The organism is Arthrobacter sp. Bi83 (genome assembly GCF_918698095.1).
Lineage (GTDB): Bacteria > Actinomycetota > Actinomycetes > Actinomycetales > Micrococcaceae > Arthrobacter.
Genome location: NZ_CAKKLY010000013.1, coordinates 1 through 13,875, shown reverse-complemented (window position 1 = coordinate 13,875; position 13,875 = coordinate 1). Strand labels below are relative to the sequence as shown.

Genomic DNA, 13,875 nt, shown 5'->3' with positions numbered 1-13,875 from the left:
GTTTGAAAGAGAGTTAGTTCTCTTCGGGGGCTGCGGCTTCGGCCGGAGCTTCGGTCTCTGCTGCTTCTGCGGCCGGGGCTTCTTCAGCGGCGGGCGCTTCGGCTTCAGCCGGAGCACCGTTCTCTTCTTCAAGCTTGAGGCGCAGGGCGTCAATGATGCGTGCAGCAGCGGCAGCAGGAGCCTTGAGGATGCCTGCAACCTTGGCGAGCTGCAGCTCGCGGGACTCGAGTGCTGCCAGGGCAGCAACTTCGCTGGCGTTCAGTGCCTTACCCTCGAAGTAACCGGTCTTGATAACCAGCTGCTTGTTGGTCTTGGCAAAATCCGTCAGGCTCTTGGCAGCTGCAACTGCGTCACCCTTGATGAACGCGATTGCAGTGGGGCCGGCGAGCTGGCCGTCGAATGCTTCGACACCAGCTTCCTTGGCTGCAATGGCGGTCAGGGTGTTCTTGACGACCGAGAACTTGGTGTCCTGGCCGAGAGAAACACGCAGCTGCTTGAGCTGTGCAACGGTGAGCCCACGGTATTCGGTCAGGACAGCGGCGTTCGATTCCTTGAAATCGTTAGTGATCTCAGCTACTGCTGAAACCTTGGTAGGCGTTGCCATAACCCTCCTTCCGGGGATAGTGCCGGTATTCCGGGTCCCCGCTCAGGTGAGCTAAAACTAAAAACGCCCCGCGCAGATGCACGGGGCTTGGCTCAACGCAGTTCAGAACCGCGGAGCTTTGCTTCGTTCACCTGCGCTGGCCGCCCTATGTTCAGGGTCCTTCGTCCGGAAACCCACTGGCTCCTCCGCGCACAACTACAGAGTTGAGCTGAGCTCGAAAGAGTGGATTTCCAACAACCGACGGTCTTTGGTCCTCCAAGCTTACGGGACGCCGCGCCGGACCGCCAAATCGGCGTCCAGCTGATGGCATCCAGCCGGCACAGGTCAACTGGTACTGGGCCCCATATCCGGCAGTTCCTTCTGCCAGATGCCGGTGACACCCGCCGTCGTAAATCCCAACTGGCGGTTTACGGTCAGAAGGTACCGGTTTTCCGGGGCGTTCCAGGTGTAGATCACGCGTGCATCGGGGAACTGCTCCGTCAGCCGCTCCATGTTGGCCACCTTGATCAGCAGCCCCAGCTTGTTGCCGCGGTGCTCCTGCAGCACCACCGTGTCGTCCTGGAAGACGACATCCTGGCGCTGCGCCAGGACGCTGATGGTGGTCAGTCCCACCAGGGTTTCAGAGGCAACGTGCTCGACGGCGGTCACCACCGTGCGCCGCCCCTGCGCTATGGTCACGTCCTCGGCTTCCCGCAGGATGCGGGCATCGAACACCATGCCGTCCTCCTCGCTTCCGCCGGCGGGCATGGTATCCCCGCCGGCCTGGTTCTCTAGGGCGGCCACGGATTCCAGCCACCGCTCCGGGCACCGGTCGGTCCAATGGTGCAGCCGGTAGCGGCCGTTGTTTGCTTCTTCCGCCTCGGCCTCGAGCTCCGCCACGAGCTTGGTGTCGAGCGGCAGGGCGCAGGAGCTGAACTGCTCGATGTGCTGCAGCGTGTAGCCGGTGCGCCGGGCGAACTCCACTTCCCGGCTGCCCAGCGGCACGAAGCCCTGCCCGGATCCGGGCACCAGCTGCTCGGATTCGAACTCATGGAGCGAAGACCCGGGATGGTTGGTGTCGATCAGGATCATGGACCTACCCTCGTCGCGGGCGAACCGTTCCGCGGCATCCAACAGCTGCCGGCCCACCCCCTGACGCTGGTATTCGGGCAGGATGTCCAGCGTGAACTCCGCCAGGTCAAGATTGTCGGTGAGGGGCAGTGCGATGTCCACGGTACCCACGATCCTGCCGTCCACCTTGGCCACCAGGATGACCTGGCGCTCATAGGGATCGTCCAGTTCGAGGAGCTTCTCAAGCGGGGCGTATGCGAGGTCATCGCTCCCCCACGTCTGCATCCGGACCTTACGGCCCACTTCCACTGCGGCCAGGAAGTCCGCTGCGTCGGGCGCGTCGACGGACTCCGGGATGAACAACTGCTCGATCCGCACTTCACTTGCCATAGGGGGCATCTTCCCAGCCGTTCTGCCGCTCACCCTGTCAGGCTACGGGCTTGAGTCCACGCGGAGTATCCGTCGCCAGCATATGACGGTTAGCGGCGTCGCTGCCACTCGCCGTCGTACCCCGCCGGGCGGAAGCCCAGGGCGATGTTGATCGCGAGCATGTGGTCGTTCTCCGCGGCGTTAAACGTGAGGATCCGTTCAACCGAGGGATGCTCCGCCACCATCCGCCGAAGATTCAGAATTTTCACGAGCATGCCCAGGCGGTTTCCACGGTGTGCCTTGATGACAAGGGTGTCGTCCTGCTCCGCGACCCAGGGTTTTGACCCGGAATACTGCAGGACCGAGTAGGCGGCCAGCTCACCGCTCGCCTTGTGCCGCGCCACAGCAAACAGAGCCTCCTGGCCGGTCTGCTGCCACTCATCCTCAACGTGCCGGACGCGTTTGGCGTCCCACACTTCGGCATCGTAGTGGAGGGCGCCGGCCGGGCTGTCAGTGCTCATTCGGGACATGAGCACAGCCAGCTGGTCAATATATTCGTCAGGGCAGCGGTCGGTCCAACTGAGGAGTTCGTAGCTGTCCCCGGCAATGGAGCTTGCCTCCCTGTCCAGGGCGTCGAGAGTGCCATCCGCTACCGGCATGTCCAGTGCGCTGAACCGGGTGACCTGCTCCAGAGTGTAGCCGCCGGCTGCGGCGAACCTGGCCGCTCGCGAGTCTGCGGGGACCCCTCCCGTGCCTGTTCCCGGCTTCAGGACGCCGGGCCCGTCCGGATCAAAGACCGCCGCGTGTTCCGTGAAGCTCTGCAGGGTGCTGCGGCCGTGGCTGGCGGCCAGCTCCTCGCCATGCCGCAGCAGCGCCTGCCCGATTCCCCTTCCGGTGAATTCGTTCAGGACGTCCACCCTCACCATCGCGTCCTGGAGGTTCTCCTGCAGCGGCAATCTGATCCAGGATTTGGCGACCATGCGCCCGTCCAGACGGACGAAGAAGATCCGGAGCTGCTTATAGTCATCGTCGCGCCAAGCCTCGAGGCGGGCCTCCCTCGGGGTGGCACGGTCAAGGTTCCCCCACGTTTCCAGCACCAGCGCGTCACTGAGATCGCTGAACTCCAGAAAGTCTGAGGCATCCGGGGAATCGATGGAGGAAGGCAGGACCAGAGGTTCTATGGGGTAAGCCGGCGTCGTCACGGCATCAGCCTAGCCGCACAGCCTTGCGCGCTCCAGGGGCCGGCAGAGGCCGGCAGCAAGAACAAAGGACCGCCCGGCGCAATGCCGGGCGGCCCTTGTTGCCCGCCGGATGACCGGCGGGTGGTTCGCGAGGATTAGACCTCGGTCAGCACCTTGGTGACGTTCGGGTCTACGGAGATGCCGGGACCGAAGGTCGTGGCAACCGTAGCCTTCTGGATGTAGCGGCCCTTTGAAGCGGACGGCTTCAGACGAAGTACCTCTTCGAGAGCGGCTGCGTAGTTCTCGGCCAGCTTGATGACGTCGAACGAAACCTTACCGATGATGAAGTGCAGGTTGGAGTGCTTGTCGACGCGGAAGTCGATCTTGCCGCCCTTGATGTCGTTGACAGCCTTGGTGACGTCAGCGGTCACGGTGCCGGTCTTCGGGTTCGGCATCAGGTTACGCGGACCCAGGACCTTACCGAGGCGGCCAACCTTGCCCATGAGGTCAGGGGTGGCAACGGCTGCGTCGAAGTCGGTCCAGCCGCCGGCGATCTTTTCGATCAGGTCATCGGAACCAACGAAGTCGGCGCCTGCAGCGATGGCTGCTTCGGCCTTGTCGCCCGTGGCGAAGACGAGAACGCGGGCAGTCTTACCGGTGCCGTGGGGCAGGTTGACGGTGCCGCGGACCATCTGGTCAGCCTTACGGGGGTCAACGCCCAGGCGGAAAGCGACCTCAACGGTGGCGTCGAACTTGGACGGGTTGGTGTCCTTGGCGAGCGTCACTGCCTCGAACGGCGCGTAGAACTTCTCCGCGTCGATCTTGGCGGCGGCTGCCTCATATGCTTTGCTGCGCTTTGCCATGCTGCTTATTCTCCTTGTGCAGTTGTGGTCTGCGGACCGCGCTGGGCCCTGCCACAGTTGGCGGATCCGGCGTGGATCTCCAACATTTCAATGTTTCAGTGGTGCCGGTTTCCCGGCGGTGCTGTCCGGCGTCGTCGTCGGTTTCCCGAAGCCGCGCCGCTTCAGCGGTGAGGGAATTAACCCTCGACGGTGATACCCATGGAGCGGGCGGTGCCGGCGATGATCTTCGCTGCGCCTTCGAGGCTCGTGGCGTTGAGGTCTTCCATCTTGGTGGAAGCGATCTCGTTGACCTGGGCCTGGGTCAGCTTGGCAACCTTGACGGTGTGCGGGGTAGCGGAACCCTTGGCGACGCCTGCAGCCTTTTTGATGAGCTCTGCAGCCGGCGGGGTCTTGGTGATGAACGTGAACGAGCGGTCCTCGTAGACCGTGATTTCAACAGGAATAACGTTGCCGCGCTGGGCTTCCGTCGCAGCGTTGTACGCCTTGCAGAATTCCATGATGTTGACACCGTGCTGGCCAAGCGCAGGACCGATCGGCGGAGCCGGGTTAGCGGCACCTGCCTGGATCTGCAGCTTGATGAGGCCGGTGACCTTCTTCTTGGGAGCCAATGTAGGGTCCTTCTCTCAAATGCGTCCTGGGACACAGGAGCGTGCCTCAGGTGGTTGACCGCCATGGCGAGGCGGTCGGCCGCTTCGTGGCTGCTAAGCGGGCAGCCCCGGAGCGAATTCTGTGGGTATTGCTAGATCTTGGTGACCTGGTTGAATGCCAGGGTGACCGGCGTTTCGCGCTCGAAGATGGAAACCAGCACCACGAGGGTCTGGGAATCAATCTTGATCTCGGAGATCGTGGCGGGGAGGGTCTCGAAGGGACCTTCCTTGACGATGACCGATTCGCCAACCTCGAAGTCGACGTCCACCGGGGCGGCGGCGTGCTTGACGGGCTTGCCCTTCTCGGCTTGCTCTTCCTCGAAGACCGGAGCGAGCATGGAGAAGACCTCGTCGAGGCGCAGCGGCACTGGGTTGTGGGCGTTGCCCACGAAGCCGGTGACGCCCGGGGTGTGGCGGACGGCGCCCCACGAGGCATCCGTCAGGTCCATGCGGACGAGAACGTAGCCGGGGATCCGGACGCGGTTGATGACCTTGCGCTGAGCGTTCTTGATCTCAACGACTTCTTCCATGGGAACCTGGATTTCGAAGATGTAATCTTCCATGTCCAAGGTCTGGATGCGGGTCTCAAGGTTGGCCTTGACGCGGTTTTCGTAACCTGCGTAGGAGTGGATGACGTACCAGTCACCCTCCTGGCGGCGCAGTTTGCCCTTGAACTCTTCTGCGGGGTCGACGTCGGCCTTGGCTGCCGCAGCTGCCAGGGCGTCTGCGTCTTCGTCATCGCCTTCGGATGCGTCGGCGTCGTCTTCAGCGTCTGCTTCGTCGACTACGTCAGTTTCGGCCTCTGCCTCATCGGCGTCGCCTTCGGAATCGGGTGCAGCAGAATCAGCCTCAGACCCTTCAACGGCTTCAGCCGCGGCGTCGGCCGTGCTGTCCGCGGGGCCATCCAGCTCAGCCTCAGTTACCTCGAGCTCCTGCTCAGACACTTGGTCTCCTGCTTCCTCATTGCTTAACATGCCTATTTAAATGGCTCAATTCCGCACACTCCGCAGCTCCCTCCGATAATCGTAGGAGCCCGCGCAGTCTGCGGACCTATCGCCTTAGCGGTCCTTGGCGCCTGTACCGCCGAAGACCCAGCCCACCGCGGTCCCGAAGCCCAGGTCCAGCACGGTGACGATGACCATCATGATGACCACGAATACCAGCACCACGAGCGTGTAGTTGATCAGTTCCTTGCGGGTGGGTGCGACGACCTTCTTCAGCTCGCCGATGACCTGGCGGACGAAGAGTGCAATTCGAGCGAAGAAGCCTGCCTTGGCGGCTTTCTTTGCGGGGCGGCCCTTGGAGCTGCTTGCAGCTGTTTCGGTCACCTGGTCCTCACTCATCCTCGCAATGTCGGATTACCCGGCTCTGAACTGAACCATGGTTGCTGCGCTTGCCCCGGTTTTTCACCGGGACAGCTTGCGCAGGGCAGACAGGACTCGAACCTGCAACCTGCGGTTTTGGAGACCGCTGCGCTACCAATTGCGCCACTACCCTATGGATCAAAACTGATCCTGTGGGTTGAAAACTGATCGAGGCCATGCTTGACCCAGACTTCCCTGAGGCGCACGTCATCATCGTGTTTTCAACACCGGAGAACTAGTCTACGCAACAACTTCGCGTACGTCGAACCAGCCTCATTTCGGACCGTCTTGGTGGCTGTGCAAAACCTGACCAGGCTGCAGTCACATTGCCGCGTCCCACCTCGAACGATCCGGTGAACAGCATAGAGTAGATTCCGTCGAATTCCACCATTCAGCTACCCAGCTGCAAGCGAAGAACGGACCCGCCATGTCTGCCGCCCGCGTTTCCAAACGCATTTCCGCCATTGCCGAATCTGCCACCCTGGCTGTCGACGCCAAGGCCAAGGCGCTGAAAGCAGCCGGCCGGCCAGTGATCGGTTTCGGTGCGGGCGAGCCGGACTTCCCCACCCCGGACTACATCGTCAAGGCGGCCATCGAGGCCGCCAGCCAGCCGAAGTACCACCGCTACTCCCCCGCCGGAGGCCTGCCGGAGCTGAAGAAGGCCATCGCCGAGAAGACGTTCCGCGACTCCGGCTACAAAGCGGACCCTTCCCAGGTGCTGGTTACCAACGGCGGCAAGCAGGCCGTCTACAACACGTTCGCCACACTGGTTGACCCGGGCGACGAAGTGATTGTGCCCACCCCGTTCTGGACCACCTACCCGGAAGCGATCCGGCTGGCCGGCGGCGTGCCCGTCGAGGTCTTCGCCGGACCCGAGCAGGACTACCTGGTGACTGTGGAGCAGCTGGAGGCGGCCGTCACTGACCGCACCAAGATCCTGCTCTTCGTGTCGCCGTCCAACCCGACAGGCTCCGTCTACTCCGCCGAACAGGTCGCGGAAATCGGGCAGTGGGCCGCGGCCAAGGGCTTGTGGGTGGTCACCGATGAGATCTACGAGCACCTGACGTACGACGACGTCCCGTTCACCTCGATCGCCACGGCCGTTCCGGAGCTCGGCGACAAAGTGGTGATCCTCAACGGCGTGGCCAAGACTTACGCGATGACCGGCTGGCGTGTGGGCTGGATGATCGGGCCGGCCGATGTCATCAAGGCCGCCACGAACCTCCAGTCCCATGCCACGTCCAACGTGTCCAACATCCCGCAGGTGGCAGCCCTTGCCGCCGTCTCCGGCCCGCTGACCGCCGTCGACGAGATGAAGGTGGCCTTCGACCGCCGCCGCAAGGCTATCGTCGCCGGGCTCAATGCCATTGAGGGCGTTGAATGCCCGACGCCGAAGGGCGCCTTTTACGTCTACGCCGACGTCCGCGGTCTGCTCGGGAAGGAATTCCCGACGGCGAACGGTCCGGTTCGTCCCGGAACGTCCGCCGAACTGGCGGCGATGATCCTGGACGAGGTGGAAGTTGCCGTGGTTCCGGGCGAGGCTTTCGGCCCGTCGGGCTACCTGCGGCTGTCCTACGCCCTGGGCGATGACGACCTCGCCACCGGCGTGGGACGGCTGCAGGATTTCCTGGGCAAGGCGAAGTAGGCGCGCTCTCTCACCTCCCGCAGGAAAACCCCCAACGCTCTCTCACCTCCCGCAGGAAAACCCCCAACGCTCTCTCACCTCCCGCAGGAAAAACCGGGACGTTCTCTCACCTGATGAGAGAGCGTCCCGGTTTAAGCGACAGGAAGTGAGAGAGCGTCCCGGTTTAAGCGACAGGAAGTGAGAGAGCGTTTGGGTTGGCTAGAGGAGCCGGCGTTCCGCGGCCCATTTGGTCAGCTCGTGGCGGCTGGAGAGCTGCAGCTTCCGCAGGACCGCCGACACGTGCGTTTCCACGGTCTTGATGGAGATGAACAGCTCTTTGGCCACTTCCTTGTAGCTGTAGCCGCGCGCAATAAGCCTCATGACCTCGAGTTCCCGGGCTGAGAGCCTGTCCAGTTCGTCGTCGGCGATGTCGGCGGGGGCCGTGCCGAAAGCGTCCAGAACGAACCCTGCGAGCCGCGGCGAAAACACGGCGTCGCCGCCCGCAACACGGAAGACCGCGTCAGTGATCTCGGCCCCGGAAATCGTCTTGGTCACGTAGCCTCGGGCCCCGGCGCGGATCACGGCCACCACATCTTCGGCGGCGTCCGACACGCTGAGTGCCAGGAACTTGGTTGTGCCCAGCAACGCAGCCGAGCCGGCGATGACCTCCCGCCCTCCTCCGCCCAGACCGCCGGGCAGGTGCACATCGAGCAGCACCACGCCGGGCCTGGTCCGGGCAATCACCTCGATGGCCTGCTCCACCGTGCCGGCCTCCCCCACGACCGTTACCCTCGGATCGAGGTCAGCCTTGAGGCCCGAACGGAAGATGGCGTGGTCGTCAACGATCACCACCCTGACCGTTTCCCGCTGGTTTCCTGCTGCTGTTCCGTCCAATGCCGGAGTGCTCATGGCTTCCCTTCCCCGTTCTCCGCGACGGCGGCAGGCAGCTTGAGCCGAACCTCCGTGCCGTCCGGACTGCTGATAATCTCGGCGGTTCCGCCGTGGCGCTTCATGCGGCCGATGATGGATTCCCGGACGCCGAGCCTGTCCTCCGGAACGCCGCGAAGATCGAATCCGGAGCCGCGGTCCTTGACGAAGACGTCCACTCCGCCGTCGGACACCTCAAGGTACACGGAGACGGGCCCGCCGCCGTGGCGGGAAGCGTTCAGCATGGCCTCGCGGCTGGCCTGGACCAGCGCCTCGTGCCGGTCGGTCATGGCCGTGTCTCCCACGCTCACGACGTCGACCGCGTTGCCGAGTCCGTCCTCGACTTCGGCCGCGGCCGCCTTGATCCGGCCCGAGAGCTGGCCCGCGTCCTTGGCCGGGTCCTTGAAGAGCCAGCCGCGCAGTTCGCGCTCCTGCGCCCGGGCCAGCCGCACCACATCGTTCTCGCTGGCTGCGCGCCGCTGGATCAGGGCAAGGGTCTGCAGCACCGAGTCATGGAGATGGGCGGCGATCTCCGCCCTCTCGGTCTCGCGTACGCGGCCGGCCCGCTCGGTCTCGAGGTCACGCCAGAACTTCAGGCCCCAGGGAAGGAGCACCAGCGCCACGCCGCCGAGCACCGCCACCGACGCCAGCAGCGCCAGCCACGTCTGCTCCCAGGAGCCGGAACCGGACACCATCACGAGCACACCGGCCACCACGAGCGCCAGCCCGGCGGCAAGTCGTGCCCACCCGCCCGCCTGGTCCGCCTTGGTTTTGTCCACCAAGCCGGCGCGGCGCGTTTCATCGAGCTGCATCCAGGCAATGGCGGCACCGCCCAGGATGGCAGCGGCCGGGATCAGGGTACCCAGCGGGACCTCGGCGCCGAGCAGCCGGGCGATCAGGATCCCGGCCACGAGCAGCAGCCCGGAACCGAGCAGGATCTCTTTGCCGTAGCGCATGCTGCGGACGCGGAACCAGGCTCCGGTCCCCGGGACACCGCTGACCGGAACAGCGGTGCCCGCGCCGACGGTGCCGGGAACGGCGCCAGCTGCCGGAGTCTGGAAGGGGGTCCCGGCGTCGTACATTGCGGACGGAGCGGGGCCGGCAGCGGGGGCGTAAGCTCCCGGCGAAATGGAGCCCGGCCCGTAGCCCCTGAGCGGGTAGGCGGGAGGGTACGTTCCAGCGGAAAACGGCGGGTCGACGGCGGACCCCGGCTCGTGCAGGGAGCCCGCGGGCGGGGTGCTCACCGCGGGGGCGATGGGCGACGCCGGCCGCCTGGCGTTCCGCCGGGCGGCTTCGTCCGCGGTGGGAACCATGATCCAGAGCCAGGCATAGAACGCGAAGCCCGCACCGCCGGCAAGGGCGGCCACTGCCATGCCGATCCGCACCATGCGCACCGGCCAGCCCAGGTGCGCAGCGAGGCCCGCACAGACTCCGGCGATCATGCGGTCGCTGCTGCGGACCAGCGGCGGGCGGACAGGAGCGGTGGTCATGCATCAATCCAAACACGGATCAGGGTTTCGGAGACCGCTTTCAGGCCTGGACCAGGGGTAAGTCAGGGACCACTCAGGGTACTCCCCAATAGAGCCGGAGACCCTCCGAACGGCAGTATCGAAGTATGAACTCGCAGAACCCCAATCCCTCTGAAGGGCAACAGCCCGCCAACACGTCCGACGACCAGCCCAGCTCGCGGGAAGAACAGCAGCCGCAGCCCCAGGCAGACCGTCCGGAGGAGCCGCCGACCGCGGCCACTCCCGAGCCACAGACCGAGCCGCTGCTCCCTCCGCCGCTCCATAACTCCCATGATCTGCCGGGCGGCCACGGCGCGCCAGGCGCCCCTGCCTTCGGAACCGGCTACGGCCGGCCGCCGCAGCAACAGAACTTCTTCGATTGGATCCGCGGCCACGGCATCCACCGCGGCCGCGACCGCTGGATCGGCGGCGTTTCGAGCGGCATCGCCGAGCGGATGGGCATCGATCCGCTTATCGTCCGCGGCATCTTCATCGTCCTCACCCTGTTCGCCGGCATCGGCGTCTTGCTCTACGGCATCGGCTGGGCGCTCCTCCCGGAGCCGGACGGACGGATCCATACCCAGGAGGCAGGTGCCGGCCGCTGGACCAGCGGCATGACAGGCGCGTTGATCACCACCGTCCTCGGCCTCACGGGAATGGGCGGCGGTTTCTGGGGCTGGGGGCACGACGGCTTCGGCTTCTTCTGGACCCTGTTCTGGATTGGCGGCTTCATTTACCTTGTCTACTTCCTCACCCAGCGCAACAAAAATCGCATTGGAACAGCCATGAACAACACTCCGGCGGGCAGCCAGCCCGCTTACAGATACGCCGCCCCGACTGGCGGCCCGGCATCTGGCGCCACGGCCACTTTCGCAGCCGGCACGCAGGCGGACCCAACGCCGTACGGGACCGGTCCGACGTCGGACCCCAACCTGCCGTACTCACCCAACCCGCCGTACGGCGGGGCCGGGCCGGCACACATTCCCGCCTCCTACGGCGGCGGCTACGGCAGCGCTCCGCCCCGCGGAGCGGCTCCGGTGCCCGCCCCCGTTCCGGCACCGAAATCGAAGCCGGGCGGACCCGGCGCCCCTGCGGTGGCCATCACCGCGGGCCTGGCCCTGCTGGTGGGTGGCACCCTCAAGGCGCTCGACGCCGGCAACGTGATTGAGCTGGGCAATTCCGCCAACGCTGTGGTCTGGGCAAGCGGCGCCGCCGTCCTGGGCCTAGGCATCCTGCTGGCGGGCTTCCGCGGCCGGACCTCGGGCATCCTCGGCTTCTTCGCGGTGGTCGCACTGATCATTGGCGGCATCTTCAACGCGGTGCCGAACGGTGACCGCTTCCGCTTCCAGGACGCGGACTGGAACCCCACCAGCATCCAACAGGCCCGCGAGGGCTTCCAGATCACCGGAGGCAAGGGAACTGTTGACCTGACCGGGCTGAGCCTGACCGCACCGCTGCCCGCCGACGTCGTCATCCCCATGGATGTGACTGCCAGCAACGTCACGGTCGTCATCCCCAGCACCGTGCCGGTGGACGTCAGGGCTGACATGACGCTGGGCAACCTGAACGAGGGCTCCGCCAGCCGCAGCGGCATCACGTCCCGCCAGAGCAGCTACAACACGGACAAGCCCGGCGCCCGGCTGATCCTGCAGATCGACGGAACCGTCAGCAATGTCACCATCCAGGAAGGAAACTGACATGAGCAACTTTGACCCATCACCGGAAACGCCGCGGGGGCCGGAAACGTCCCGGGCGCCGGAAGCCTCCGGGTTTCCGCGGCGGCCCGTAACGGATAATGGCGAGCCCGCTCCTGCATCGGCCCGCGTCGGCACCATCGTCTGGGGCCTCGTGGTCCTCGCACTGGCCGTCCTCATCATCATCTCCCAGCTGGGGATCGTGGCCCTGAACGGGACTTACGTACTGATCGGCCTCATGATCGGCGCCGGCGCCGCATTGGTGATCGGCGGACTGCTCTCGGCCCGCCGACGTGACAACAGCCCCACAACCGGGAAGTCTTGAACCATGGAAAAGTTCTACAGCATTGTCAGGGGCCTCGGCCTGAAGCGTGGTCCGCAGCGCTGGCTCGGCGGAGTCTGCGGTGGGATTGCCGAAAAGCTGAACGTGGATGTCGCGTTCGTCCGGATCGGTTTCCTCCTCTTCTGCCTCCTGCCGGGGCCGGCCGTGGTGTTCTACCTCGCCGCGTGGCTGGTCCTCCCGGACCAGAACAACGGCATTGCCCTTGAATCCTTCCTCGCGAAGCGCGGCAACCGCTACTGACCGGGCGGCGGATAACCGCCCGCAGCACCAACGGGTTCATGTGCCCCTGCTCTCCGGAGCAGGGGCACACCTGCGCAAGACGCTCACTCAAGCCGCCCGGCTGCCGCCTTTCCCACGCCGGCACGGTGCCGGACCGGGGCCCCATGTAACCGTTTGTGTCCTTCCCCACACTGGCCACTAGACTCTCTTGTGAGCTCAGCGTGGCGCTCTGCCTGTATACCCTTCGAACCAGGATTTGAGCCTAGATAATGAAAATTGGAATCCTCACCAGCGGCGGAGACTGCCCCGGACTGAATGCCGTGATCCGCGGCGCTGTCCTGAAGGGCATTGCCATCCACGGCCACGAATTCGTGGGGTTCCTGGATGGCTGGCGCGGAGTGGTGGAGGGAGACATCATTCCCATTCCCCGCACACTGGTCCGAGGCATTGCCAAGCAGGGCGGCACCATCCTGGGCACGTCCCGCACCAACCCGTTCGAGAACGGCGGCGGTCCGGACGTTATCAAGGCCCACATGGACCGGCTCGGCATTGACGCCATCATCGCCATCGGTGGCGAAGGCACTCTCGCGGCCGCCAAGCGCCTCACGGACGCCGGACTGAAAATCGTCGGCGTCCCCAAGACCGTGGACAACGACCTCGACGCCACGGACTACACCTTCGGCTTCGATACCGCCGTCCAGATCGCCACCGAGGCCATCGACCGACTGCGCACCACCGGCGAGTCGCACCACCGCTGCATGATCGCCGAAGTCATGGGCCGCCATGTCGGCTGGATCGCACTTCACGCCGGCATGGCCGCCGGTGCCCACGCCATCCTCATTCCGGAACAGAAGGTCAGCATCGAGCAGATCGTCGAATGGGTGAACGAAGCCCACGACCGCGGCCGCGCTCCCCTCATCGTCGTCGCCGAAGGCTTCGTTCCGGGCCACATGGAATCCCCGCACTCCGAGCGCGGCCTGGACACCTTCGGCCGGCCCCGGCTCGGCGGCATCGCCGACCAGCTCGCTCCCGAAATCGAAGCCCGGACCGGCATCGAGACCCGCGCCACCATCCTCGGCCACATCCAGCGCGGCGGCGTGCCCTCGGCCTTCGACCGTGTGCTGGCCACCCGCCTGGGCATGGCCGCCATCGACTCGGTGGTCGAAGGCCGATGGGGCACCATGGTGTCGCTGAACGGCACCGACATTGACCACGTGGGCTTCGAAGCGGCCCTCGGCAAGCTCAAGACCGTCCCGCAGCACCGCTACGACGAAGCCGCGGTCCTCTTCGGCTAAACCGCCCGGCGCCCCGCCCTCACGCTGCGGAAGCCGGACGCGAACGAACACTTGAGGCCCTGGATCCTTGGGCGATTCAGGGCCTCATCTGTCCGTTCGCGATTTTCGGGGCGTAAGTGTCCGTTCGCGCTTTTCGGCGGGGGCTTAACTGTCCGCTCGCGCCGGGCTTGGGGCTGTCTCTTATACA

14 protein-coding genes and 1 tRNA gene are annotated in these 13,875 nt (G+C 65.1%); 5 read left to right on the top strand and 10 right to left on the bottom strand.

Going from position 1 to position 13,875, the window contains the following annotated elements; genetic code table 11:
- Nucleotides 1-13 precede the first annotated feature (13 nt).
- The 8 genes from rplJ to LQ144_RS08235 all read right to left on the bottom strand — a co-directional run bounded on the left by rplJ (nt 14) and on the right by LQ144_RS08235 (nt 6,211).
- Complete coding sequence (gene rplJ, locus LQ144_RS08270; RefSeq protein ID WP_230118098.1) at nt 14-604, bottom strand: 50S ribosomal protein L10; 591 nt, start codon at nt 602-604, stop codon at nt 14-16.
- A 324-nt stretch (nt 605-928) separates the two neighbouring features.
- Entirely contained in the window at nt 929-2,044 is a 1,116-nt protein-coding gene (locus LQ144_RS08265) for a GNAT family N-acetyltransferase (RefSeq protein WP_230118097.1), read from the bottom strand.
- A gap of 89 nt (nt 2,045-2,133) precedes the next feature.
- Nucleotides 2,134-3,225 carry a GNAT family N-acetyltransferase gene (locus tag LQ144_RS08260; RefSeq protein ID WP_230118096.1) on the bottom strand — a complete coding sequence of 364 codons (1,092 nt, stop codon included), beginning with the start codon at nt 3,223-3,225 and terminating at the stop codon, nt 2,134-2,136.
- Nucleotides 3,226-3,359: 134 nt separating this feature from the next.
- A complete protein-coding gene (gene rplA / locus LQ144_RS08255) occupies nt 3,360-4,067 on the bottom strand; it encodes a 50S ribosomal protein L1 (protein ID WP_230118095.1) in 708 nt (235 codons plus the stop codon).
- A 176-nt stretch (nt 4,068-4,243) separates the two neighbouring features.
- A complete protein-coding gene (gene rplK / locus LQ144_RS08250; RefSeq protein ID WP_003803853.1) occupies nt 4,244-4,675 on the bottom strand; it encodes a 50S ribosomal protein L11 in 432 nt (143 codons plus the stop codon).
- A gap of 131 nt (nt 4,676-4,806) precedes the next feature.
- Nucleotides 4,807-5,658, bottom strand: a complete 852-nt coding sequence (gene nusG, locus LQ144_RS08245; RefSeq protein WP_230118094.1) for a transcription termination/antitermination protein NusG — start codon at nt 5,656-5,658, stop codon at nt 4,807-4,809.
- A gap of 114 nt (nt 5,659-5,772) precedes the next feature.
- Nucleotides 5,773-6,057, bottom strand: coding sequence for a preprotein translocase subunit SecE (gene secE, locus LQ144_RS08240; protein ID WP_230118093.1), 285 nt, complete (start codon nt 6,055-6,057; stop codon nt 5,773-5,775).
- Nucleotides 6,058-6,138: 81 nt separating this feature from the next.
- A tRNA-Trp gene (locus LQ144_RS08235) sits at nt 6,139-6,211 on the bottom strand.
- Nucleotides 6,212-6,505: 294 nt separating this feature from the next.
- Between LQ144_RS08235 and LQ144_RS08230 the strand changes: the two genes are divergently transcribed.
- On the top strand, nt 6,506-7,723 hold the full coding sequence (locus tag LQ144_RS08230) for a pyridoxal phosphate-dependent aminotransferase (protein WP_230118092.1): 1,218 nt from the start codon (nt 6,506-6,508) through the stop codon (nt 7,721-7,723).
- 198 nt (nt 7,724-7,921) lie between these two features.
- On the opposite strand, the gene LQ144_RS08225 is transcribed toward LQ144_RS08230, so the two are convergent.
- Nucleotides 7,922-8,611, bottom strand: coding sequence for a response regulator transcription factor (locus tag LQ144_RS08225; RefSeq protein WP_230118091.1), 690 nt, complete (start codon nt 8,609-8,611; stop codon nt 7,922-7,924).
- Nucleotides 8,608-10,119, bottom strand: coding sequence for an ATP-binding protein (locus tag LQ144_RS08220; RefSeq protein ID WP_230118090.1), 1,512 nt, complete (start codon nt 10,117-10,119; stop codon nt 8,608-8,610). The genes LQ144_RS08225 and LQ144_RS08220 overlap by 4 nt, the downstream gene beginning before the upstream one ends.
- A gap of 125 nt (nt 10,120-10,244) precedes the next feature.
- Between LQ144_RS08220 and LQ144_RS08215 the strand changes: the two genes are divergently transcribed.
- The 4 genes from LQ144_RS08215 to LQ144_RS08200 all read left to right on the top strand — a co-directional run bounded on the left by LQ144_RS08215 (nt 10,245) and on the right by LQ144_RS08200 (nt 13,688).
- Nucleotides 10,245-11,834, top strand: a complete 1,590-nt coding sequence (locus tag LQ144_RS08215) for a PspC domain-containing protein (protein WP_230118089.1) — start codon at nt 10,245-10,247, stop codon at nt 11,832-11,834.
- A 1-nt stretch (nt 11,835) separates the two neighbouring features.
- A complete protein-coding gene (locus LQ144_RS08210) occupies nt 11,836-12,156 on the top strand; it encodes a hypothetical protein (protein ID WP_230118088.1) in 321 nt (106 codons plus the stop codon).
- A gap of 3 nt (nt 12,157-12,159) precedes the next feature.
- Nucleotides 12,160-12,414, top strand: coding sequence for a PspC domain-containing protein (locus LQ144_RS08205; protein WP_230118087.1), 255 nt, complete (start codon nt 12,160-12,162; stop codon nt 12,412-12,414).
- A 248-nt stretch (nt 12,415-12,662) separates the two neighbouring features.
- A complete protein-coding gene (locus tag LQ144_RS08200) occupies nt 12,663-13,688 on the top strand; it encodes an ATP-dependent 6-phosphofructokinase (RefSeq protein ID WP_230118086.1) in 1,026 nt (341 codons plus the stop codon).
- Nucleotides 13,689-13,875 lie beyond the last annotated feature (187 nt).

Excerpts from the sequence above, each read along its gene's own strand:
- rplJ (WP_230118098.1), bottom strand. The coding sequence starts at position 604 with ATGGCAACGCCTACCAAGGTTTCAGCAGTAGCTGAGATCACTAACGAT.
- LQ144_RS08265 (WP_230118097.1), bottom strand. The coding sequence starts at position 2,044 with ATGGCAAGTGAAGTGCGGATCGAGCAGTTGTTCATCCCGGAGTCCGTC.
- rplA (WP_230118095.1), bottom strand. The coding sequence starts at position 4,067 with ATGGCAAAGCGCAGCAAAGCATATGAGGCAGCCGCCGCCAAGATCGAC.
- secE (WP_230118093.1), bottom strand. The coding sequence starts at position 6,057 with ATGAGTGAGGACCAGGTGACCGAAACAGCTGCAAGCAGCTCCAAGGGC.
- LQ144_RS08230 (WP_230118092.1), top strand. The coding sequence starts at position 6,506 with ATGTCTGCCGCCCGCGTTTCCAAACGCATTTCCGCCATTGCCGAATCT.
- LQ144_RS08225 (WP_230118091.1), bottom strand. The coding sequence starts at position 8,611 with ATGAGCACTCCGGCATTGGACGGAACAGCAGCAGGAAACCAGCGGGAA.
- LQ144_RS08220 (WP_230118090.1), bottom strand. The coding sequence starts at position 10,119 with ATGACCACCGCTCCTGTCCGCCCGCCGCTGGTCCGCAGCAGCGACCGC.
- LQ144_RS08215 (WP_230118089.1), top strand. The coding sequence starts at position 10,245 with ATGAACTCGCAGAACCCCAATCCCTCTGAAGGGCAACAGCCCGCCAAC.
- LQ144_RS08210 (WP_230118088.1), top strand. The coding sequence starts at position 11,836 with ATGAGCAACTTTGACCCATCACCGGAAACGCCGCGGGGGCCGGAAACG.
- LQ144_RS08205 (WP_230118087.1), top strand. The coding sequence starts at position 12,160 with ATGGAAAAGTTCTACAGCATTGTCAGGGGCCTCGGCCTGAAGCGTGGT.
- LQ144_RS08200 (WP_230118086.1), top strand. The coding sequence starts at position 12,663 with ATGAAAATTGGAATCCTCACCAGCGGCGGAGACTGCCCCGGACTGAAT.